The organism is Bacillus sp. AR8-1 (assembly GCF_008042345.1).
In the GTDB taxonomy this organism is placed as follows: Bacteria; Bacillota; Bacilli; order Bacillales; family Bacillaceae_G; genus Bacillus_A; species Bacillus_A cereus.
The window spans coordinates 136060-159022 of sequence record NZ_QNUB01000006.1; the positions used below are offsets into that span (position 1 = coordinate 136060).

Sequence of the window (22963 nt, forward strand, 5' to 3'; positions counted from 1 at the left end):
ATCTAAATCTTGCAATAATTAGATTTTTTATATTATTTTATCAGAAAAGTTTTAATTTTATATAGAAAATGTAATCGCTTTCGTGTATATTTTTATTATCAGAAAATTTTAACAAGACATAGGGGTATGGTAGGGGGAGGATTTAGATGCAGCAACCAACGAATGAGAAATTACATCGTACGATGAAGAGTAGACATTTATTTATGATCGCACTTGGTGGTGTAATCGGAACTGGTTTTTTCTTAGGTTCAGGTTACACTATTAATCAGGCTGGACCAGGGGGGGCCATCCTTTCATATTTAGTAGGCGGATTTATTATGTATTTAACAATGCTTTGTCTTGGAGAGTTAACGGTAGCAATGCCAGTTTCAGGTTCTTTCCAAAAGTATGCGACGAAGTTTATTGGACCAGGAACGGGCTTTATGATCGGCTGGCTATACTGGCTTGGCTGGGCAGTAACAGTAGGACTAGAATTAACGTCAATCGGTTTAATGATGAAAAGATGGTTTCCAAATGTTGATGTTTGGGTATGGTGCCTTGTATTCGGCGTTATTCTATATGCGTCAAATGCTATCTCAGCGAAAAGCTACGCTGAATTAGAATTTTGGTTTTCTAGTATTAAAGTAATTACAATCCTTGCATTTGTTGTTCTTGGTGGTAGTGCATTATTAGGATTTATATCATATGACGGAAAAGAAGCAGCACCTCTTTTCTCTAACTTTGTAAGCGATGGTGGACTTTTCCCGAATGGACTAGCTGCCGTATTACTTACAATGATTACAGTTAACTTCTCGTTCCAAGGAACAGAGTTAATCGGAATTGCAGCGGGAGAAAGTGAAAATCCAGAAAAAACAATTCCACGTGCGATCCGTAATACAGTATGGCGCATTATGTTATTCTTCATTTTAACAATGACGATTTTAGTAGGATTAATTTCTTGGAAAGAAGCAGGCGTAATTGAAAGCCCATTTGTAGTCGTATTTGATAAAATTGGTATTCCATACGCAGCTGATATTATGAACTTCGTTATTATTACTGCGTTATTATCTGTAGCGAACTCTGGATTATATGCAGCGACGCGTATACTATGGTCACTTGCAAATGAAGGAATGGCACCAACTTCCTTCCAGAAAGTAAATAAGCGGGGTATTCCAATTACAGCGCTAGTCGTAACGATTGCGGTAGCTGGATTATCTCTATTCACAAGTTTCCTTGCAGAAGATACAGTATACATGTACTTATTATCGATAGCTGGTTTATCGGCTGTTTCAAGTTGGATCATTATTGCTCTATCGCAACTTCGCTTTAGAAGTCAGTATATAAAAGGCGGAGGAAAGTTAGAGGACTTAAAGTATAGAACACCACTATATCCGATTGTTCCAATTTTAGCTTTAATTACAAATAGCATCGTTGTTATTAGTTTAGCGTTTATTCCTGAACAAAGAATGGCTTTATACTGCGGTATTCCATTTATCATTTTCTGCTATATATATTATTATTATTATATGAGTAAGAAACAGCAGAAACCGATGAAAGTGGAGATGGACAAAACAAATGAAACTAACAATCAAACACGATGATATAAAGGCAGATTTATCGTACGCTCAATTAGCGATTGGAAAAGAAAACGGGTATTCACCGTTACAATTACTCGTTTCTTCTATCGCAGGATGTAGTGCAATTGTCTTTCGAACAATTTTAGAAAAGAAACGTATTCCATACGATACGTTTACGATCGAAACTGAAATTGGTAGAAGTGAAGCTTTATCCAAACCAGTTGAAAGTGTTCATTTGCACTATAAAATTAAAGCGGAAAACATTACAGAAGAGCAGTTGGACAAAGCATTGCAGCTCGCAGTGAAAAATTGTACGATTGTTCAATCTGTAAAAGATAGTATAAAGGTTACGGAAACAATTGAACTAATAAAATGAAACATAAAAACGTGAGAGCCGTATTCTCACGTTTTTATGTTTTTAGAAAGAGGGGAAAGTGTAGTGGACTGTTTAGGTTGTAAATTAGCAAACGAAGAGAAAAAAATATATAAAGTATATGAAGATGATTATGTAACTTGCTTTTTAGATCATGCGCCTTTCTACCCAGGACATACTTTAATTGTGCCAAAGCAGCATGTTGTAGAAGTAGACGAATTAGATGACGTTGTAGCAAGATCAATTATGGATGCTTCTAAGCTGATTGCAAAAGCGATTAAGGCATTATATAAACCAGATGGAATTACAGTTTGTCAAAATGGTGGAGTATTTAACGAGTTAACACATTACCATATGCATGTCGTACCAAGATATAAAGAGCGTTCGTTTGCTGAGTTTTATACGGTGCAACCGGAGGAAAAGAAGAATCATAACTTTGAAGAGACAAAGAATTTGTTAAAAGAAGCGATAGAGCAAATACTGTATATTGAAAAGGTGTAAAAGAATTTTTCTTAGAGATACAGTCAGGAAAATTCTAATATTAAAAAGCCCAATTTCTCAGTTACAATAGAGAAATTGGGCTTTTGTTTATTCTATTATTAAATTTTATCTATAAAAAGATTTTGCAGTGTCACAAAGTTACAGTGCTCATTCGTTATATAGAGTGAGAGGAGGAATTATATGAAAGTTACAAACAAAGATTATGAAAAGATGGAAGAGCTATATGAGTTGTATGAACAAAAAATTTATTATGTAGCTTATTCTATTTTAAATAATATTCAACAGGCTGAAGATGCGGTTCAAGAGACGTTTATTACTCTTTATAAGAACTTGGAAAAGCTCCATAGCTTGAGCACTGAAGAGCTTAAACGCTATATTTTGAGGATCGCGAAAAACAAGGCGATTGATAGTTACCGGAAAAATAAACGACATGAAACATTTTTAGAAGAATATGAAAGAGAATCAATAGAAGCAGTAGATGAAAATATTGAAGAGTGGGAAAAACGTAAAATGTCTGAGGTTCAAATTGATACATTGCTAAAAGAGTTAAATGAATCTAACAGACAGGTGTTTAAGTACAAAGTCTTCTATAACTTAACGTATCAAGAAATTTCAAGTGTAATGGGGATTACGGAGGCTAATGTCCGCAAGCAGTTTGAACGCGCTCGAAAACGAGTCCAAAATATGATAGGAGGTATACAACATGACGAATTCAAAGAACTCCAAAGAAATATATGAACTTGCTGAAAAAATTGCTTTAGATGATTTTGATAAATCCGAAGAACAACATGAATTTTCACATACATATACGCGCAAAAAGAAACTGTTTATGGAGGAAATGAAGCTGAAGGGCGAGCGACAACAGAAAAAGAGTAAAAGAAATCGTATGTTAATCGCTGCTGCCTGCTTATTGATTGGTATGCCGACAACCGTTTTTGGTGCAGTAAAAGTCTATAATATGATTGTTCAAAAACAAAATTATGAAGTAAATGTTTCCTTAACAAATAAGGATTCGAAAAAGAGTGATCAGTGGTATAAGTTGAAGGTTGGTAAATTGCCAGAAAATATGGAAGCAATTGATGACACTGCTATGAAATATTCATTTAAAGATAACTATGCAAATGGAGGCTTTTCATTCGTTCTTTGGAGAGTAGGGGGGAATTCAGATTTTCCAACTCTGTACTCGAAAAGTTATGAAGAAAAAGAGATAAATGGTAAGAAGGCAGTAATTGTCCATAGAGAAACTGGTAAAAAAGATTTAATGATGGACAGGGTAGTTTTTCTATTCTTTGAGGAAGAAGGGATCATGTTACAAAGTTATATTGGAAACGATATAAATGAAGAACAAATGGTGGATGTGTTAGGGAACATCTCACTTGAGCCTACGTCAAAAGAAAAGGCATCACATATAACAGATTATGATAAAAAGTATTTTAGCGAAGAAAGTAAGCCTAAAAAAACTAAGGTGATTCCTTTGAAAAAAGATAGTAAACGACTATTTCATATAGGACAAAAGGTTCCAGTAACGATTATCATGGATAACAGCAAAATTGAATATGTGATAGAAAAGGTTGAAGTTTTTGATTCAATCAAAGATTTTAAACAAGAGAACTTTTATGAACTTGGCTTAGGAATACTAAGCAGGAATCAGGCTTTGGATCAAGGGGGACAATTAATACCATATAGACGGGACAAATATAAAATTGGAAATGGTAAAGATTCAATTGATCAATTAGTAGAATCAAAATTAATTCATCCTAAATTTGTCTACCTAACAACAACAGTGAAAAATATAGGTAAACAGGCGACAGAAGAAATCTATATGCATCCATCCATACAAGTGCTTAAAAGTAAGGGGAATGTATGGAATTACGCTGAAAGAGATGGAATTGCAGAAAAAAATATTATGACAGGCGAAGTTGATTATTTAGAGCCTCACGGAGATGGAAAAAGCTTTTACAATATTGGCAGTATCCGACCAGGACAAACGGTGAAGGTTAACTTAGGTTATTTTGTAGATGAGGATAAGATAGATTCAATCTTCCTTGATGCTTTCCGTTACAGTGGGTCTAGTGGCACTGAGAATATGAATGAGAAAAATCGTTGGTGGTTCGATATTCGTCAACAATCAAAATAATAGAAACAAATCGAAGAAAAAAGCTGCTTATATTTAGCAGCTTTTTTCGTCTTCATACATATGTAAAATTTCTTTCGCACGTATACGTAAACCATCTGTCAATTCTTTCGGTTCTAAAACTTTTGCATCTTTTCCAAGTCTATAAAATAAAGGAGTAATAAAGTTAATCTCACCTTTATCAATTGTTGAATTTATATATCCTGTCCCATCCTCGTTTACTATAACGAATTCCTCAAGATAAGGAACGCTTTTACATTGGCGTACGCCTTCTGTTGTCAGTAAAACATGTAACTGAGTAGGATTGTGTACTACGTTAGAGTTAGAGGCAAACCACTCTTCTAAATTCATGAATGTATCTGTATTTTCTTCCATCGATAATATTGAGAGAATACGATCAACGCGATACAGTAATACTTTTTTTCTACCGAAGTCATAGGACGGTAAGTACCATAACCCGTCGTGAGCATATACACCAATCGGATGAACATGTTTTGTTTTTATCCCTGATTTAGATTCGTATTGAAAGTGTAAATTTTTATTTTCAATAGCCGCTGTTAACACTTCGTTTAAAAGTGGGGTCTCAATTGTTCTCTTCGGATTCCAAAAGGCGATATAAGAACGTATTTTATCAACTTTCACTTTCGCCTCATGTTGTAGAGAGCTATATAGTTTATGAGTGACAGAATTGATTTCTGTATTAAAAGGCAAGTCTCTGTAGTAGCTTAAAGATTGAAAGGCAAAAAAGATGGAGACTGCTTCTTCTTCCGTAAATAAGATAGGTGGAATGACCCTAGTTGTTAATACTTTATATCCTCCATTACGACCTTGTTCAGCATAAATGGGTAATCCCATATCACTTAAATCTAAAATATATCTATGGACAGTACGAACGGAAATATTAAATTCATCGGCTATTTCTTGAGCTGTAAATGCTTTTTTTGCAGAAGCAAATATAAGAATATCTAATAAGCGTTTAGCTTTTGACAAATGTATCACCTTTTTTCTTTTTAACATGACATAAATTGTCATGTTTTATTGTTAGTATATTGTTTACATCATATGTTATCAAGATGAGATGCAAGGAGGAAAAGATATGTCACGTGAAATAGTTTTATTTATAGCGGCGAGCTTAGATGGGTATATTGCGAAAGAAAATGATGATTTAGAGTGGTTAATGGAAACGGAAGGAGAGGGAGATAACGGTTATACAGAAATGTATGAAACAATTGATACAATAATAATGGGAAAGAGAACGTACGATTATGTAGTAGAGCATACAGAGACATTCCCGTATTTAGATAAAAAATGTTATGTGTTTTCTAATTCAGAAAAAGGCACGAACGGACATGTAGAGTTTGTAAATGAAGATGTAGTGGAGTTTACAAAAAGGTTAAAAGTACAAGAAGGATCTAAAATATGGATGGTTGGTGGAGGAGAGCTACTGAGAGAATTCTTTAAAAATAATCTAATTGATGAATATATTGTTACGATTACACCGCATATATTAGGCTCGGGTGTTCCATTATTTAAAGAAAAGAATCCAGAAATTAATTTAACTTTAACGGATACGAAACGTTTTGGGCAATTTGTAAATTTATATTATAAAGTAAGATGATAAAGAAACACGACTACTGATGATAGTCGTGTTTCTTTATAGATGGTAATGAAATTATAAAGCAAGACCCGTGATTGACTTCACTCGTTACTGTAATATTTCCGCCGTGTAGCTCTACAATTTCCTTCACGATAGATAGTCCTAAACCAGTTCCACCTGTAGCTCGTGATCTAGCTTTATCAACACGATAAAAGCGGTCGAAAATGTGAGGGAGGTCTTCAGGCGGGATACCTTCGCCTTCATCTTCAATTGTAATGGAGATACGTTTATGTTCTTCTGTAATAGAAATGTTTATATGAGAATGTTCTTTTGAATGTCTATAAGCGTTATTTAAAATGTTTACTATAACTTGTTCAAATCGCTGTTCATCTAAGTTTACTAGCAGTGTAGGAGAACAAGAGAAAGAAACTTTAATGTATCTTTCTTTATACATGGCGTTTACTTTTTCAGCTATGCGAGTAAGGAAGGTGTGTAAATGCACTTCCTTTACTTGAATAGAAAAGTTATGTTGTTCCATTTGTGCAAGTGAAAATAAATCTTGAACTAAGTTTGTAATGTAATCAGACTCATCTTTTATAATCGATAAATATCGTAAACGTTGTTCAGGAGAGGTGCTTTCTTTTAAAGCAATGTCAGCATAACCTCTTACGTATGTTAACGGTGTTCGTAATTCGTGAGCAACACTTGCTAGGAATTCACTTCGCTCTGTTTTCATATAATGTAAATCATTTGCGAGCGTTTGAATAGATGATGCTAGTTCACCAATTTCATCATTTCGAGTAGTTGTTAACGAAACGGACAAATCGCCTTTACTCATTTTTTCAGTTGCATGTTTCATGTGTAACAATGGTTTTGTTAACAAACGTGATAATAGAAAGATGGTGATGGCTGTTAGTAGAAACGTAATGACTCCGGCAATAATGAATTGTCTTGTTAGCCCGTTAACCATTTCCTCGATTGATTCCGTCCCGAGAAACATATATACGTATCCTTCCGTTTTTCCAGCCACTACAATGGGGCTAACTGTACATATATAATTAGATGTTTTCCAATGATTCTCTATAATTGCTCCGTCATGATCTGTCCGTGTTTGCATCTTTTCAATATGCTTTTTTATAGTAGTATTTATTTCATTGGATTTAGCTAGTACCTCCTTATTTGCATTTGTAATAACAACAGTAGTTTCGGCTTCGGATTCCATTAGTGCAACATGGGAGATTGTTTGCTTATCAAAATACTTTTCAAGGACATCTCTGTGACTATTTCCGCGCTTTAATAAAGCTGTCATTTCTTCATTTACTCTATTGTTGACAAGGCTATAATAAAGCGAGACAAATAGAACACTTTCGATTAAAAGTGTAACAATCAAAAAATAAAATCCGAGCTGAATAGAAATTCGCTTCATTGCTTTGCTCCTTAATCTAGAGTATCAACCCATCGATATCCGACTCCGTAAACAGTTTTTAAATGGTGATCAATAGGGAAATTTACTTTTCGCAATTTATCACGTAAATTACGAATATGTGAATCGACTGTGCGATCTTCTGTATTTGTGTTTAACCCCCAAATTCGTTCGATGAGCTGATCACGGCTTAATACGTAGTTCACATGGCGTAAAAATAATCCGAGTAAAGAAAATTCAATTGGTGTGAGAAGGAGTTCTTCATTATGGACAGAAACGAAGTGTTTTGTTTCATCCCATACAATACCGTGATATTGGATTTGTTTATGTTCATTTGTACGTCTTAAAACGGCTTCAATTCTTGCGAAAAGTTCTTCTTCATGGAAAGGTTTCGTTACATAATCATCGGCTCCAAGTTTTAATCCTTGAACGACATCTACTGTTTGATCACGAGCTGTAACCATAATAATAGGAATGTTACTAAAAGATCGGATTTTTTTGCACGTTTCCCATCCGTCCATCTTTGGCATCATAATATCGAGTAAAACAAATTTAAAGTTTCGATTTTCTATATGTAAAATAGCTTCTTCTCCTGAAGTCGCACATACGCAGTTATATCCAATTGGGGTAAGATAAAGCGTTAATAATTCAAGCATTCTCGGTTCATCGTCTACGAGCAGTATATCAATCATAGAGAGCCCTCCATATTTATAATCGTTACTTAAAGTGTAATGCAAAATCATGAAGAAATGGTGCAGATTATGATGTGTCTGCATAATTTCTTCAGAATTGCTTGTTATTGTGGAGTTGAAATTACATTTTAGGTAATCATATTGGCTCAAAAATGATTAATACGGAGGCGGTATAATGAAAAAAATGACCCGAATTTTTGGGATAACAATAATTACAGCAGTTGGTCTTGCTGCATGCGGACAAACGAATACAGACCATAAAAACCATGAATCTACAAAAGAGAAAAAAACAGAGCAAAAGGAAATGAAAATGAATCAGGAGGTAACGGCGCCAAAAGAAATGAACCAAGGGGCATCGTATGATTTATTAACGACAAGTTTAAAAAATGTGACGAGGTTAAATACAAATGATCCCCTGCAAATGGCAGTGTTAACTTCGCAAACGATATGGCCAGCAACCCATAAAGAGAACCAGCCGGGTGCTGTTATTTTAGTACCAGCAAGCGAGTGGCAATTAGGTATTGCGAGTGCAGACCTTATTCATCATCCGAATAACGGGCCGATTTTATTTATAGAAAAAGAAAAGATACCGGAAATGACGTTAAAAGAAATAAAACGATTAAATCCAATCGGAACGAAAGATGGAACACAAATTATGGTGATGGGGGATGTAGGTACTAGCGCGCTTGAACAATTAAAAGGTTATAAAGTAAAACAAATAAAAGAAACGGACCCAGCTATATTTGCGAAAGATGTTGATAAGGAGTATGCCGATATAACAGGAAGCTACCCAAATAGTGTTATTATCGGTTCATCTGCAGAAGAAGGACGTTTATATACAACACCCGCTGTAAATTGGATTTCTCATATGCCGGAACCACTACTCTATACAGAAAAGAATAAAGTGCCAGAAGCGACAATAGAGGCATTAAAGATGAGAAAAGATAAAGCAAATATATATATATTAGGGCCAGAAAAAATTGTTTCAAAAGAAGTAGAAAAGGAGTTAAGCAAATACGGGAAAGTAACGCGTATTAGTGGAGAGACCCCTACAGAAAACTCGATTGCGTTCGCTAAATTTAAAGATGAAAAAACAAAATTTGGCTGGGGATTCACAAAACCTGGTCACGGTTTATCATTTGTTTCAAGCAAAACACCAGATTTAGCAGTTGCTGGGGCACCTTTTTCACATATGGGTAAACACGCACCTGTTGTATTATTAGAAGAAGGTAAAGCTTCACAACCAGTGTATGACTTCCTTGCAAGCATTCAGCCGAAGTTTAAAGATGATCCAACACTTGGACCATATAATCATGGCTTCTTATTAGGAAGTACGAGTGATATTTCATTTGAAACACAAGGAATACTAGATGAGAGGTTAGAAATTGTTCAGGAAAGTGGTCAAGGACACGGTGGACATTAATGAAATGAGAAAAGACGCTACTAAGGTAGCGTCTTTTTCTTTAGGAAACTTTTACATAGTAAAAAATCTTCTACTCGTTATATAATAGCTTTCGTGCAGTCGGCTAGATTTTCTTATGGAGAAAATCAAATTATAAAGGAGTAGAGGAGTGGTATTTTGTTTCAAACGATAAAAAATGACTGGTTTTCTAATGTGAGAGGGGACGTGTTATCAGGGATTGTCGTTGCTTTAGCATTAATCCCTGAAGCGATAGCCTTCTCTGTTATTGCAGGCGTAGATCCGACAGTTGGACTATACGCAGCCTTTTGTATTGCGGTTACCATTTCATTTGTTGGCGGAAGAACTGGAATGATTTCAGCTGCAACAGGTGCAATGGCATTATTAATGGTAACGCTCGTTAAAGATCATGGTTTGCAATATTTATTTGCTACAACAATATTAACAGGTATCGTCCAAATTATTTTTGGCGTGTTCAAACTGAGCTCATTTATGAAGTTTGTTCCGAAATCTGTTATGAGTGGTTTTTTAAATTCACTTGGAATTTTAGTTTTTACAGCGCAATTACCGCATTTTAAAAATGCAACTTGGCAAATGTATGCACTCGTTGTATTAGGACTTGCAATTATATATTTATTTCCACGTATTACAACGGTTGTACCTTCTACGCTTATTTCAATTATTATTGTGACGAGCATTGCACTTATGAGCGGATTACAGTTGAAAACAGTAGGGGATATGGGAAGCCTGCCGAAAGAATTACCGTTCTTTAGTATTCCTGATGTGCCATTTACATTAGAAACATTAGGGATTATTTTACCTTATGCAGTTATGCTTGCAATCATTGGTTTACTAGAGTCTTTATTAACAGCTTCAGTTTTAGATGATATGACGCATACAGAAAGTAATAAGCATAAAGAGGCACGCGGACAAGGGATCGCAAACATCGTTGCTGGATTTTTCGGAGGAATGGCAGGATGTGCAATGATCGGTCAATCTGTTATTAATATTAAATCAGGTGGACGAGGTCGCCTATCAACATTTGTAGCGGGCGGATTTTTAATCGTATTACTATTCGTTTTAGGAGATTATGTCGTTCATATTCCGATGGCAGCTTTAGTTGCGGTTATGATTATGATTTCAATCGGAACGTTTGATTGGAACTCTGTAACAACGATTCATAAAGTACCAAAAGGAAACGCATTTGTTATGATCGTAACAGTTGTGATTGTCCTAATTACACATAACTTAGCAGTAGGTGTAATTATCGGAACAGTAATTAGTGCGGTGTTATTTGCATTCAATATGGCAAAGATTCACGTGAAACATTTATATATTGAAAATAAGAAAATATACGAAATTCACGGTCAACTTTTCTTTGCATCCACAGCCGATTTCATAAATAATTTTTCATTTAATGAAGATGTAAAAGAAATTGAAATGAATTTTACTCATGCGCACGTATGGGATGATTCAGCGGTGGCATCAATTGATAAAGTTATCATAAAGTATGAGCAAAGTGGTGTGAAAGTAAGTATAACAGGATTAAATGAACGTAGCTCAAAACTTGTTGCAAATTTAGCTACTTATAATAAAAGAATTGCTAGTTAAAAGCCTCCTTTTTAGGGGGCTTTATTATATAATACGAGTAGGATAACGAAAAGGGGATTCAGCATATGTACAAACAAATTATATTAGCATGTGACGGTTCTGAACATGCACTTCGAGCAGCGGAACATGCAACATATATTGCGAAATTTAGCGAAGAAACAAATGTTGAAGTTGTGTACGTAGTAGATAATAGAACGGCAAAATCAGATATTATACAAGGTCAAACAGATTTAGAAACAATATCGGCTAGTCGAAAAGATAAGTTAAAAGAGATTGAAGTTTTATTAAAGAAAGAGAACATATCTTATACAATTACGATATTACATGGTGATCCTGGAGATACAATTGTTCAATATGTAAATACAGGAGATATAGATCTTGTTATAGCGGGAAGCAGAGGATTAAATACACTGCAAGAAATGGTACTTGGTAGTGTAAGTCATAAAATAGCAAAACGAGTGAAATGTCCGGTGATGATTATAAAATAAAATGTAACTAAAGACCTTAGTATAGCTGAGGTCTTTTTTATGTATAAATAACTCTCAGTTGTGGAAATACTAGATATATAAGTTGAAAAGATGTTAACTTACAAATTTGTAAGTTAGTTGTTAGAGAAATCGATGTTATGAAATTTTTCCCATTGGTAAAATAAAAGTATCAAAGGGGAGATAGGGAGGATGGAAGTAATGAAATCATTTCAAAATTTGTCATATAGTCAAGGGGTAAGCTTAATTTGTTTAGGGGGATTTGCTGGATCTGTTACGTTAGCTGTTTTAATAAAGGTATTTCATCAAATCTTTTAATATTAGAGTAGGGAAGGAATTGGTTGTTATCATTAGTAGGAAAAGCAATGAAAATAAAAAATAGCTCTTAGCATGTATGTAAATGCTAAGAGCTATTTTTATGTTTATTTTTCTACTTCTGGCTTCTCACTTGTTACAGTAACGTCTTTCCAATGTGAAGTTATTTGATTCACTTCAGTGTTGACATCATAATTTTTTACGCGCTTATTAACACCTGTTAAATCAAATGTGTAATGAATTGGAATCATCGGTGCTTCGTCATGAATTAATTTTTGCCATTTATCGTATACTTCTTTACGATATTTTTCATCAGTAGCTTTTTCTGATAATCCTGCTTCTAATAACTTCGTATTTTCATCATTTACCCAGCGTTGATAGTTGAATCCGGCATTTTTGCCCCATAGGCCAGAAAGGTCAGGGTCAGAGCCAGTGTTCCAAGCACCGGCAAAAATATCAACCTTCGGATCATCTTTTTTAATCATGTCACGCATAGCATTAAATTCGTGTAAGCGTCCATCAACAAGTTCTACTTTTAAGCCGATATCTTTCCAAGATTGAATGTAGAATTTAGCCAGCGGTTCACTTGTTTCACTACCACTACTAGTTAAGAAGTTAATCTTCAATTCATTACCTTTTGGATCTTCACGGAATCCATCACCATTTTTATCTTTATACCCAGCTTCATCTAATAGTTTTTTCGCTTTATTTACATCGAAATTATACGCACCAACATCATTATTATGGTACTTTGGCATAGATGGTGGAATTGGAGAGTTAGCTGGAACGCGAAGTCCGTGATATACTTTCTCTCCTAATTTTTCTCTATCAATTGCATGTGCCATCGCTTGACGTAAACGAACGTCTTTGAACTTATCGTTATCCATTACAGCTTCATTCTTTGCTTTGTCCATATGTCCGAACTTAAATCCGATATAAGTGTAAGCAAGGTCAGTTTTACCAATTAGTTGTGTGTTTTTTAATTTACTTACGTTCGGATATTGATCAGCAGTAATTGCTGCAATATCAATATCACCTTTTTTCAGAGATGCACTAACAATAGATGGATTTACAACTTTTAATGTTACATTTTTTAGCTTAGGTTTGCCGCCCCAGTAATCATCAAAACGCTCATACTCAACTGATTCACCAGGAACGATTTTCTTCACTTTAAATGGACCGAATCCAATTGGATTTTGGCGGATTTTATCTGATTCAGCTAGTTTTTCAATTGGTACATCACCTAAATATTTTTTAGGTGTAGGATATGTCCAAATACCAGTTTTTAGTGAAGGGTTTACTTCTTTATAAGTAATGGAAATTGTTTTTGGATCGACTACTTTAATACCAGAAATTTTGTCAGCTTTTCCAGTGTGATATTCTTCCATACCTTCAATCATTTGCATTTGTGTATCGTAACGGATACCTGTATATTTGCTATTACCGATTATTAAGTAAGAATATTCTAAATCCTCAGCTGTTACAGGATTACCATCGTGCCATTTTACATTATCTTTAATTTTAATTGTAATTGTTTTTTTATCTTCAGAAATTGTATAAGTTGCAGCACCGTCATTTGTAATTTCCCAGTTTTTATCTGTAGCTAATAATTGTTCATCAAAGAAATCCATAATCTCTGAATCTGGAGCAACTTCATACAATACTCTACTTAAAACACCAGCGAAAGGTGAATTTGAAACGAGTCCATAAGTTAATGATCCGTCTTTAATTTCTTTACTGTCATTTTTTACAGTAGCACTAAATTTATTTGTTTCTACTTTTTTTGTGTTTGCTTTTTTACTACTGCTATCAGCACCCCCACATGCAGATAGTAATAATGTTGAAGCAGCAAGTGTACTTAATACTTTGTAAAGTTTTGGTTTGTTCATAACTTCTCCACCCCTTATCCTTTTCTTTGTCTCGCATCAGCCGCACGCTTTAACGCTTGACCAATAAAATTTATACACAGCATCAACACTAAAATCATGATTGATGCGGGTAACCAAATCCACCACTTTTCTTGTAATACATCTGGGTTAGTTGCGTAACTTACAAGTGTACCAAGACTTGGTGTGCTCTCTGGTAGACCGAAGCCTAAGTAAGTTAAACTAGATTCAATTCCGATGTTACCAGCAAGATTTAATGTGATATTTACGATAATAATAGAACTTAAATTAGGTAATATTTGCTGGAAGATTATTTTCCAATTTGGTGTTCCTAATGTTTTTGATGCAGATACGTAATCAAGTTCTTTCTCAGTCAATACTTTAGAGCGTATAAGCCTTGCTTTTCCGACCCATAAGAAAGCGGTCATTATGAGAATAAATGTCGTAATATTGAAAGTTGGAACGAGTGAGATAAACACGATAACAATCATTAAGAATGGTAAAATCATCATAAAGTCGATAAAACGCATAATGATGTTATCGACAACTCCTCCAAAATAGCCAGCAATTAGTCCCGTCGTAAGACCGATAAGGGTTGCTAAAAGAGTGATGGCTAAACCAACTGTAAAGGAGTTACGTGTACCAATAATTAATTGTCCGAAAATATCACGGCCTCCATAATCAGTTCCTAACCAATGTTCAGCAGAAGGAGGGTCATAAATAGCGAACAAATCGACTCGGACGATATCTTCTTGCTTCATAATAAATGAAGTTGCGTAAACGGCTATTAATATTAAAGCTAAAAAGAATAGAGAAAACATTGCTAGTTTATCTTTACGAAATTCTCGCCACATAATGGAGAAACCAGAGGGGCTCTTTTCGTAATGAATGACTTCAGTTTGTTTTTCAGGATTTGCTAACATAACGTTTCTTCACCTCCATTAATCAATACGAATACGTGGATCAACGATGCTTAGAATAATATCGGAAAGAAGAGTCCCGAGTAGCGTTGCGAATCCAGTAAATAATACAAGAGCAGTTACGACACTGAAATCACGTTGAGTGATAGATTGGAAAAATAGTTGTCCAATTCCTGGATAGCCGAAAATATTTTCTAGAATAATAGAGCCTCCAACTAAACCTGTAATTTCATATCCTAAAAATGCTGCAATTGGTAAAAATGAATTTCTTAAAATATGTCTGGAATATACTTTAGATTCTGGTACACCTTTTGCTTTTACTGTGCGTACAAAATCTTTATGTTTCGTATCGATAATTTCACTTCGTAAATATTGTACAGTTCCTACAGTCCCAATTAATGCCCCAGATAAAGCTGGTAAAATCATATGATTGAATTTACTTAAATAGTAATCAAATGATCCTGTTGCAACTTGTGGATCAACGCTACCACTCGTAGGGAAAATTGGATATAAAAAGCCGAATAAGAATAACATTACTAACCCGAAAATAAATAGTGGTGTACCGAATCCTAAAAAGTTATAGAGCGTAATGAGTCGATCAGCCCACGTATCATTCCAACGTCCACTTATAACTCCAAGTGGAATAGCAATTAAGTAAGTAAGAATAAGAATAAGAAGAGCTAACAGTATGGTATTGCCAAGACGTTCCCCGATAATATCTGTTACTTTTATTTTATGTGCGTAAGAAATACCGAAATCCCCTTGTACAGCATTTGAAATCCACCTTACATATTGAGTGGGAATAGGATCGTTTAAACCTAGTTTTTCACGTTGTTCTTCGAGCACTTTTGGATCGGCTTTTGGGTTTGCTAGTTCAGCGCCACTTAATGCATCACCTGGCATTGCCTTAGCCAGTGTAAAGACGAGTACGCTTAATATGAATAATTGCGGTATCATAACTAAAACCCGGCGTAATATAAATTTCCACATATTTTATCACTCCCTTAAGGTAATGCCACCCGGTGTGTTGGCGAGATTGGTTTTAAATCGTAAGCACGACCATTTTCATTGAAATAACTTTCGTATGATTTCTCATACTCAACGCTTACCTCACGACGCAATTTACGTTGCTGCTCGCGGTTTTCTGGACGAATATCAGGAATAGCTGATATTAGGCGCTTCGTATAGATGTGCTGTGGATTATTATAAATTTCAGCACTAGTTGCTTCTTCCACAATGCGTCCGCGATACATAACACCGATACGGTCACACATATGGCGAACTACACCTAAATCATGACTAATAAATAGGTATGTTAGTCCGAGTTCAGATTGTAAATCTTGCAAGAAGTTTAAAACTTGAGCTTGTACCGACACGTCAAGCGCGGATACAGGTTCATCTGCGATAATAAGCTTCGGTTTTAGTGTAAGTGCGCGTGCAATACCAATCCGCTGTCTTTGTCCACCGGAAAATTCATGTGGGTATTTATACATAGACTCAGGATTTAATCCAACTTTATCAAGATAATCTTGAACAGCTCTACGCTCTTCATCAGGTGAGAGTTTCTCAAAATTTCGAAGTGGTTCAGCGATAATATCCATAACACGTTTCTTCGGGTTTAAGGATGAATAAGGATCTTGAAAAATCATCTGAATATCTTTTCGTTGTTCTCTTAGTTCTGAGCGACTTAATTTTGTTAAATCTCTATTATTAAAATGAATGCTACCGCCTGTCGCTTTTGTTAAGTGCATAATTGCTTTTCCAGTTGTTGATTTGCCGCTCCCAGATTCCCCAACGATTCCGTATGTTTCGCCAGGTTGTAGTTCGAAGCTTACGCCATCAACAGCACGAACGTAATCTAATGTACGGCCGAAAACACCACCTTTAATTGGAAAGTGTACTTTTAAATCTTCTACTTTAAGCAGTGCCATGAGTTACGTCATCTCCTTTCTTATGTTGGAAGTTGAAATGTTTGTAGCAAGTGCAACGTACCCAATGGTCTTGTTTTACTTCATGTAAAACGGGATTTTCTTCATGTTGATCAGGTCTAATCCATGGAATCCGTGCTTGGAATCGACAACCTGTGCGAGGTAACTTAGCTAATGTCGGTACAACGCCTTGAATAACATGTAATTTTTCTTTTTCAGCAGATGCAGACGGGATTGAATTTAATAAGGAACGAGTATATGGATGAAGAGGGTTATTAAAAATCTCTTCGACTGTTCCTGTTTCTACAACTTGTCCTGCATACATAACGACGATACGATCAGCGGTTTCGGCCACGACGCTTAAATCGTGTGTAATTAAGATGATGCCCATTTTCGTTTGTTCTTGAATGGAACGTAATAAATCTAAAATTTGCGCTTGAATGGTTACGTCAAGTGCAGTTGTTGGCTCATCTGCAATAATGAGCCCTGGCTTACAAGCAATTGCAATTGCGATAACAATTCTTTGTCTCATTCCGCCAGATAATTCGTGTGGGTATTGTTTATATGTAAGTTCTGGTTTTGGAATACCAACTTGATGGAGTAGTTCTAAGGTGCGTTCTTTCTTTTCAACTTTTGAAAGGCTTGTGTGGTAGTCTAAGTTTTCTTCGATTTGTTTTCCAACTGTCATAAGAGGATCGAGTGCTGTAAGAGGTTCTTGGAAAATCATTCCGATATTTGAACCGCGTACTTTATTTATTTCGGCGGTTGACATGCTAAGTAAGTCCTTATCTCTATAGTAAAGCTGCCCTTGTAATTTTGTATTTGCTTCATTATGCAGTCGCATAATGGAAAGGGCAAGTGCACTTTTTCCGCATCCTGACTCACCAACGATAGCAACAATTTCATTTTCATGAACAGTTAAGGATACATCATCAACTGCTGCATGATACTGATCTTGTATACGAAAGGAAGTTTGCAAGTTTTCAATACGAAGAAGTGGATTCTTCATGGCTATCCCTCCATCTTTTCTGAAAAGACTAAATATTTTGTATGTTGTTATTTTAATATAAATTGACAATGTTTGACAAGGGTAAGTTGAAAAAATATTCAAAAATCTTTTTATATAAAAGTGGAATGCAGTTGTATTAGGTGTTGAAGTTATTTGGAAGCGCTAACATATATATGAGAGGAAAATGAATCTTTTGTAAGAAAAAAGATTTATATGTAGAAAAAAGAGAGGCATTCTGGAAAGAATGGTCTCTCTTTTTTTGATAAGTATAATATTTGTACTTAAGCTTGCTTTTGTTTTGTTGACCCTGTATTTAAAGTAAGGGCAAGGAAGAACATTGCAAGTATGCAAGATGCAAGTAATAAGATGAATCCGCCATCCCATCCGAATGCATCTACGATAAAGCCCATAGCGGCACTAGCGAAAGCAGCTCCGCCTAAGTAACCGAAGAATCCAGTTAAGCCTGCTGCAGTTCCAGCAGCTTTCTTTGGTGCTAAGTCTAGAGCGTGTAGACCAATTAACATAACCGGTCCGTAAATTAAAAATCCAATTGCGACAAGTGCGATACTATCAACCATTGGATTACCAGGAGGGTTTAACCAGTAAACAAGAACTGCGATAAATACACCAACCATAAATAAAATACCAGCAGGTGCACGACGTCCTTTAAATAGTTTATCACTCATCCATCCGCAAAGAAGTGTACCTGGAATACCAGCCCATTCATATAGAGCGTAAGCAGTACGTGAGCTACTATGAGTAAAGCTTTTTTCTTCTACTAAATAAGTAGGAGCCCAGTCTACAACGCCGTAACGTACGAAATATACGAAAACGTTCGCAATAGCGATGTACCATAAAAACTTATTGTTTAGTACGTATTTAAATAAAATTTCTTTTGCCGAAAGTTCGCGTTCGCGATCTTTTATTTTCTCATCTGGTGGATATTCTCCAGTATGCTCTTCAATAGAAGGTAGTCCACAAGATTGAGGCGTATCTTTCATCGTAATTAATACATAAATACCAACTAAAATTGAAAGAATACCTGGGAAGTAAAAAATACTTTTCCAGTCATTTGCAAAGAAGTATAAGCCTAATGTTACAAGAGAAGGCATAAGCGCGCCGCCGACATTATGAGCGACGTTCCAAATAGACATTTTTGTACCACGTTCGCTAATAGAGAACCAGTGAACCATCGTACGACCACAAGGAGGCCAGCCCATACCTTGTACCCATCCATTTAAAAACTGAAGTACAAACATAAGTATAATGCTCGTTGTAATGAAAGAAAATGAGCCGAAAATAATATTAATGATACCTGATAAAAATAGCCCAGCTGCTAAAAAGTAGCGAGGATTACAACGATCGGATACGATACCCATCAAGAATTTACTTAATCCGTAAGCGATAGATACTGCTGAAAGGATAACCCCAAGTTCCCCTTTACTAAAGCCTTGTTCGATTAAGTATGGCATTGCTAGTGAAAAGTTTTTTCGAACAAAGTAGTAACCTGCATAACCGATGAAGATACCTAAGAATACTTGTAAACGTAATTTACGGTATTCGCTATCAACGCGATCAGCTGGTAAGCGTTCCGCGTGGGGCGCAGGTTTAAATAATTGTGTGAAAAACATAAAATGAAAATCCTCCCCTAATTAATTCGAAGCGTTTTAAGACAGAGAATATAAAAAGGCCATGAAATATAAAAAAGTTTCCTTTTTTATGATTCATAGCCGTGTACTCCGTTTCTCCGTGACTGTCAATATTAACTTCGTCGAAAATTATACAACTTTGTGACAAAAATGTAAACGTTTTTATGAATAAAAGTATTGACGGATTTTGTTCGCGGGATTAATATTTAAATACGTTAAATATTTTATTGTTTAAATAAGAGGTGGATAACATGCCAAATGATATGACGCATATCGATAAAATTCAAGCTCTTGCCTTTTCGATTGGAAAGAAAATGCAGACGGAGTTATTAAAACAAATGCAAGCAACAGGACTTACACCACCGCAGTTTTATATTTTAAAAATTTTAGATCATTATGGGGCTTCAAGAGCGACAACATTAGCAAAAAAGATGTATGTGAAGCCTAGCGCGATTACAGTGATGATTGATCGTCTAATCGATCAAGAACTTGTAGAACGCTATCACGACAAAGATGACCGTCGTGTTGTCATCATCGAGTTAACGAAAAAGGGGAAAGCTAGAGTAGAAGAGGCAATGACAGCTCGCAATGAGCATATTGCAAAATACTTTTCACATTTAGAGTTGCAAGAAAGAGAAGATTTATTACGTCTCTTTGAGAAGTTAGAAACCATTATTTGCGGGACACAAGAGAAAAAAGAGAATAACTAAGAGGAATTGAGGAGATTACATGGAGCAACAAGAAAATCAAAATAGAAAGTTGTTGTTAATCGGTTTAGTAATCGCGATGCTATTTGCTGCATTAGATGGAACAATTGTTGGTACAGCAATGCCACGTATCGTCGGTGACCTAGGCGGATTAAGTTTAATGACATGGTTAACGACAGCTTATATGTTAACATCAACGACAGTTGTACCAATTGCAGGTAAATTAGCGGATTTACTTGGTCGTCGTAACGTATATATAACAGGGCTAGTTATTTTCATGATTGGTTCGGCGTTATGTGGTATGGCGAATGGTATGACAGAATTAATTATTTTCCGTGGTATTCAAGGTCTTGGTGGCGGTATTATGATGCCAATGGCTATGATTATTATTGGAGATATGTTCACGGGAAAAGAACGTGCGAAATGGCAAGGTATTTTTGGTGCGTTATACGGTCTTGCTTCTGTAATTGGACCGCAAGTTGGTGGTTGGATTGTAGATGCAGTGAACTGGAGATGGGTATTCTACATTAACTTACCGGTTGGTATTTTAGCAACAATCTTTATTGCAATGGGATTAAAATCACATAAACAAACAGGACCAATTAAAATTGATATCGCTGGAATCTTTACGATGATTCTAGGTGTTGTAAGTTTATTACTTGCGCTAACGTTTGGTGGAAAAGATTATGCATGGGATTCTTGGCAAATTATCGGTTTATTCGCACTAGCTGTAATTGGTATCGTTAGCTTTGTTATTGTTGAAACGAAAGCTGAAGAGCCGATTTTACCAATGCATTTCTTTAAAAATCGCACATTTACAATACTGAATGCGATTGGATTCTTTATGAGTATTGGAATGTTCGGCGCGATTATGTTCGTACCATTCTTCATGCAAGGTATTGTAGGAGTAAGTGCTGCTGAATCAGGAACAATTATGACTCCAATGATGATTACAATGATTGTAATGAGTATTATCGGTGGGCAACTTGTATTAAAAGTTGGTGTAAAACCACAAATTATCGCAGGTATGCTTATTATGGCCGGTGGTTTCTGGTTATTAACAACGATGGATATGCACACAACGAAGCTTACAGCTACTTCTTATATGATGGTTATCGGTTTAGGAATGGGTCTTGTAATGCCGACATTAACATTAGCGTTACAAGAAAGCTTCCCGAAAAAAGACCTTGGTGTCGTAACGTCATCAAGTCAGTTCTTCCGTCAAATTGGTGGAACATTTGGTATTACAATTTTAGGATCAATTATGAATAACACTTCAGGTACAACGTTAACAAATAAATTAGTACCTGTATTAGATACATTCCCGAAAGAAGCGGGACAAATGGTAACGAAATTTAAAGATATGATTCACACAGATCCACAAGGTTTATATTCGATGCTATTTAGCCCAGAGGCATTAAAACAAATGCCAGAAGCGTTTGCTAACAGCATTGTACCTATTTTGAAAAACTCTTTAGTAGACTCGCTTCATACTGTATTCTTAACAGGATTAGTATTTATCGTAGTAGGTGCCATCTTTACGATTTTCTTACAAAAAATTAAACTATCAGATCGTAAAAAAGATGCTGAAGAGCCTGCTGTAGAAGAAAAAGAAAAAACTGTATCATACTCGTAATGAAGAAGCATCGCCTTATGGCGGTGCTTTTTTGAGTATAACCTTAAAAGCTTTTTAGTGAGAAATGATTGACGTATTTTTAGAAATACGTTATATTATTTTCTGTAAACGGTTACATGAAATGAGGAGAAAAGAGAATGAGTACGATTAAAGACGTTGCGAAATTAGCGGGAGTATCTGTTGCGACCGTTTCCAGAGTTTTAAATAAAAATGGATATGTTCACGAAGATACATTAAAAAAGGTAGAGCGTGCAATTGAGATGTTAGATTATAAGCCTAGTACAGTAGCGCGTTCACTGTATAATAAAAAGTCTCGTTTAATTGGCTTAGTTGTTCCAAATATCGTGAATCCGTTTTTTCCAGAAGTTGCACGTGCCGTAGAAGATGTAGCACATAAACAAGGTTACACAGTTGTCCTTTGTAACTCTGATGAAAGTTTAGAAAAAGAGAAACAATACATTGATGTACTTAGACAAAATAATGTAGATGGATTTATTGTAGCAACAAATCCACAAAATAGTGTTAATTACATGAATTTATCTGTCCCGGTTGTTGCGATTGACCGTATGTTTAATGAGCGTATTCCTACTGTATATGCAGATAACTATGCAGGAAGTCAGGCTGCGACAAAGTTGTTACTAGATAAAGGATGTAAACATATTGCACATATTCGCGGTCCACGTGATGTGAGTACTGCAAATGAACGTTTTGAAGGTTTTGTAGACGTTATTACGCAAAATAACCTTTCGTATATGATTGCGGAGAGTACGTTTGAGCCAGCAAATAGTGAGCGTGTAGCGATGGAATTATTAGAAGAATACCCGCATATTGATGGTATTGTTGCTGGGAATGATTTAATTGCGATTGGTATTGTAAAGGCTGCACTTCAAAAGGGGATTGCCATTCCAGATGATTTACAAATTATCGGATTTGATGGAATTTCTTTAACAGAAATGATGTATCCATCTATTACAACAGTTGCACAACCGATATATGAAATGGGGAAAATTGCAACAGAGTTGTTGTTAGAGCAAATGGAAGGAAATACATTAGAAGAGAAACACTATCGTTTGCCGATTGAAATTATAGAACGAAATACAACGAAGTAAGGAGATGAAACA

Annotated in this window: 22 protein-coding genes; 13 read left to right on the forward strand and 9 right to left on the reverse strand. The window is 35.5% G+C overall.

The features are described from left to right. Window positions 1-146 precede the first annotated feature (146 nt). The 5 genes from DN400_RS03435 (at window position 147) to DN400_RS03455 (ending at window position 4567) form a co-directional block, all read left to right on the forward strand. A complete protein-coding gene (locus DN400_RS03435) occupies window positions 147-1580 on the forward strand; it encodes an amino acid permease (RefSeq protein ID WP_098834931.1) in 1434 nt (477 codons plus the stop codon). Continuing rightward, complete coding sequence (locus DN400_RS03440; protein WP_098255459.1) at window positions 1555-1932, forward strand: OsmC family protein; 378 nt, start codon at window positions 1555-1557, stop codon at window positions 1930-1932. Before DN400_RS03435 ends, DN400_RS03440 begins: the two co-directional genes overlap by 26 nt. Before the next feature lie 63 nt (window positions 1933-1995). Beyond that, entirely contained in the window at window positions 1996-2430 is a 435-nt protein-coding gene (locus DN400_RS03445; protein WP_000340521.1) for an HIT family protein, read from the forward strand. Between the two features lie 180 nt (window positions 2431-2610). After that, a complete protein-coding gene (locus DN400_RS03450) occupies window positions 2611-3168 on the forward strand; it encodes an RNA polymerase sigma factor (RefSeq protein WP_000869256.1) in 558 nt (185 codons plus the stop codon). Further along, window positions 3134-4567: an anti-sigma factor gene (locus DN400_RS03455; RefSeq protein WP_098164588.1), complete on the forward strand. Its 1434-nt coding sequence runs from the start codon at window positions 3134-3136 to the stop codon at window positions 4565-4567. Before DN400_RS03450 ends, DN400_RS03455 begins: the two co-directional genes overlap by 35 nt. 33 nt (window positions 4568-4600) lie before the next feature. Here the strand turns inward: DN400_RS03455 and DN400_RS03460 are convergent, their stop codons facing one another. Continuing rightward, window positions 4601-5596 (reverse strand): helix-turn-helix transcriptional regulator, encoded by a 996-nt coding sequence (locus DN400_RS03460; protein ID WP_170956924.1) that lies wholly within the window; start codon window positions 5594-5596, stop codon window positions 4601-4603. Between the two features lie 64 nt (window positions 5597-5660). On the opposite strand from DN400_RS03460, the gene DN400_RS03465 reads away from it, so the two are divergent. Further along, window positions 5661-6182 (forward strand): dihydrofolate reductase family protein, encoded by a 522-nt coding sequence (locus tag DN400_RS03465; RefSeq protein ID WP_000085797.1) that lies wholly within the window; start codon window positions 5661-5663, stop codon window positions 6180-6182. A 13-nt stretch (window positions 6183-6195) separates the two neighbouring features. Here the strand turns inward: DN400_RS03465 and DN400_RS03470 are convergent, their stop codons facing one another. Both DN400_RS03470 and DN400_RS03475 read right to left on the reverse strand, forming a co-directional pair. After that, complete coding sequence (locus tag DN400_RS03470) at window positions 6196-7587, reverse strand: sensor histidine kinase (RefSeq protein WP_000822579.1); 1392 nt, start codon at window positions 7585-7587, stop codon at window positions 6196-6198. 11 nt (window positions 7588-7598) lie between these two features. Next, window positions 7599-8276 carry a response regulator transcription factor gene (locus DN400_RS03475; RefSeq protein ID WP_000565482.1) on the reverse strand — a complete coding sequence of 226 codons (678 nt, stop codon included), beginning with the start codon at window positions 8274-8276 and terminating at the stop codon, window positions 7599-7601. A 175-nt stretch (window positions 8277-8451) separates the two neighbouring features. Here DN400_RS03475 and DN400_RS03480 point away from each other — a divergent pair, with 175 nt between their 5' ends. From DN400_RS03480 to DN400_RS03495, 4 genes are all read left to right on the forward strand, one after another. Beyond that, window positions 8452-9699, forward strand: a complete 1248-nt coding sequence (locus DN400_RS03480; RefSeq protein WP_000738880.1) for a hypothetical protein — start codon at window positions 8452-8454, stop codon at window positions 9697-9699. A gap of 156 nt (window positions 9700-9855) precedes the next feature. After that, window positions 9856-11307, forward strand: coding sequence for a SulP family inorganic anion transporter (locus tag DN400_RS03485; protein ID WP_016513632.1), 1452 nt, complete (start codon window positions 9856-9858; stop codon window positions 11305-11307). Between the two features lie 65 nt (window positions 11308-11372). Further along, window positions 11373-11795: a universal stress protein gene (locus DN400_RS03490; RefSeq protein ID WP_065229755.1), complete on the forward strand. Its 423-nt coding sequence runs from the start codon at window positions 11373-11375 to the stop codon at window positions 11793-11795. 198 nt (window positions 11796-11993) lie between these two features. Next, a complete protein-coding gene (locus DN400_RS03495; protein ID WP_002094283.1) occupies window positions 11994-12110 on the forward strand; it encodes a DUF4027 family protein in 117 nt (38 codons plus the stop codon). Between the two features lie 104 nt (window positions 12111-12214). Here the strand turns inward: DN400_RS03495 and opp4A are convergent, their stop codons facing one another. The 6 genes from opp4A to glpT form a co-directional block, all read right to left on the reverse strand. Further along, complete coding sequence (gene opp4A, locus DN400_RS03500; RefSeq protein ID WP_065229756.1) at window positions 12215-13996, reverse strand: oligopeptide ABC transporter substrate-binding protein; 1782 nt, start codon at window positions 13994-13996, stop codon at window positions 12215-12217. Between the two features lie 14 nt (window positions 13997-14010). Next, window positions 14011-14916: an ABC transporter permease gene (locus DN400_RS03505; protein ID WP_000880730.1), complete on the reverse strand. Its 906-nt coding sequence runs from the start codon at window positions 14914-14916 to the stop codon at window positions 14011-14013. Between the two features lie 18 nt (window positions 14917-14934). After that, window positions 14935-15903: an oligopeptide ABC transporter permease gene (gene opp4B / locus DN400_RS03510; protein ID WP_000265452.1), complete on the reverse strand. Its 969-nt coding sequence runs from the start codon at window positions 15901-15903 to the stop codon at window positions 14935-14937. 14 nt (window positions 15904-15917) lie between these two features. Further along, window positions 15918-16844 (reverse strand): ABC transporter ATP-binding protein, encoded by a 927-nt coding sequence (locus DN400_RS03515; RefSeq protein WP_001196381.1) that lies wholly within the window; start codon window positions 16842-16844, stop codon window positions 15918-15920. After that, the gene (locus DN400_RS03520) at window positions 16831-17850 is read right to left on the reverse strand and encodes an ABC transporter ATP-binding protein (protein ID WP_000795382.1); all 1020 of its coding nucleotides are present in this window, start codon (window positions 17848-17850) and stop codon (window positions 16831-16833) included. Before DN400_RS03520 ends, DN400_RS03515 begins: the two co-directional genes overlap by 14 nt. 281 nt (window positions 17851-18131) lie before the next feature. Beyond that, window positions 18132-19481 (reverse strand): glycerol-3-phosphate transporter, encoded by a 1350-nt coding sequence (gene glpT / locus DN400_RS03525; protein ID WP_000466388.1) that lies wholly within the window; start codon window positions 19479-19481, stop codon window positions 18132-18134. Between the two features lie 269 nt (window positions 19482-19750). On the opposite strand from glpT, the gene DN400_RS03530 reads away from it, so the two are divergent. The 3 genes from DN400_RS03530 (at window position 19751) to rbsR (ending at window position 22951) form a co-directional block, all read left to right on the forward strand. Then, window positions 19751-20209, forward strand: a complete 459-nt coding sequence (locus DN400_RS03530; RefSeq protein WP_001132367.1) for a MarR family winged helix-turn-helix transcriptional regulator — start codon at window positions 19751-19753, stop codon at window positions 20207-20209. Window positions 20210-20228: 19 nt separating this feature from the next. Further along, window positions 20229-21842 (forward strand): MDR family MFS transporter, encoded by a 1614-nt coding sequence (locus tag DN400_RS03535; protein WP_000437647.1) that lies wholly within the window; start codon window positions 20229-20231, stop codon window positions 21840-21842. 137 nt (window positions 21843-21979) lie between these two features. Next, window positions 21980-22951, forward strand: coding sequence for a ribose operon transcriptional repressor RbsR (gene rbsR / locus DN400_RS03540; RefSeq protein ID WP_000104051.1), 972 nt, complete (start codon window positions 21980-21982; stop codon window positions 22949-22951). Window positions 22952-22963: the final 12 nt, after the last annotated feature.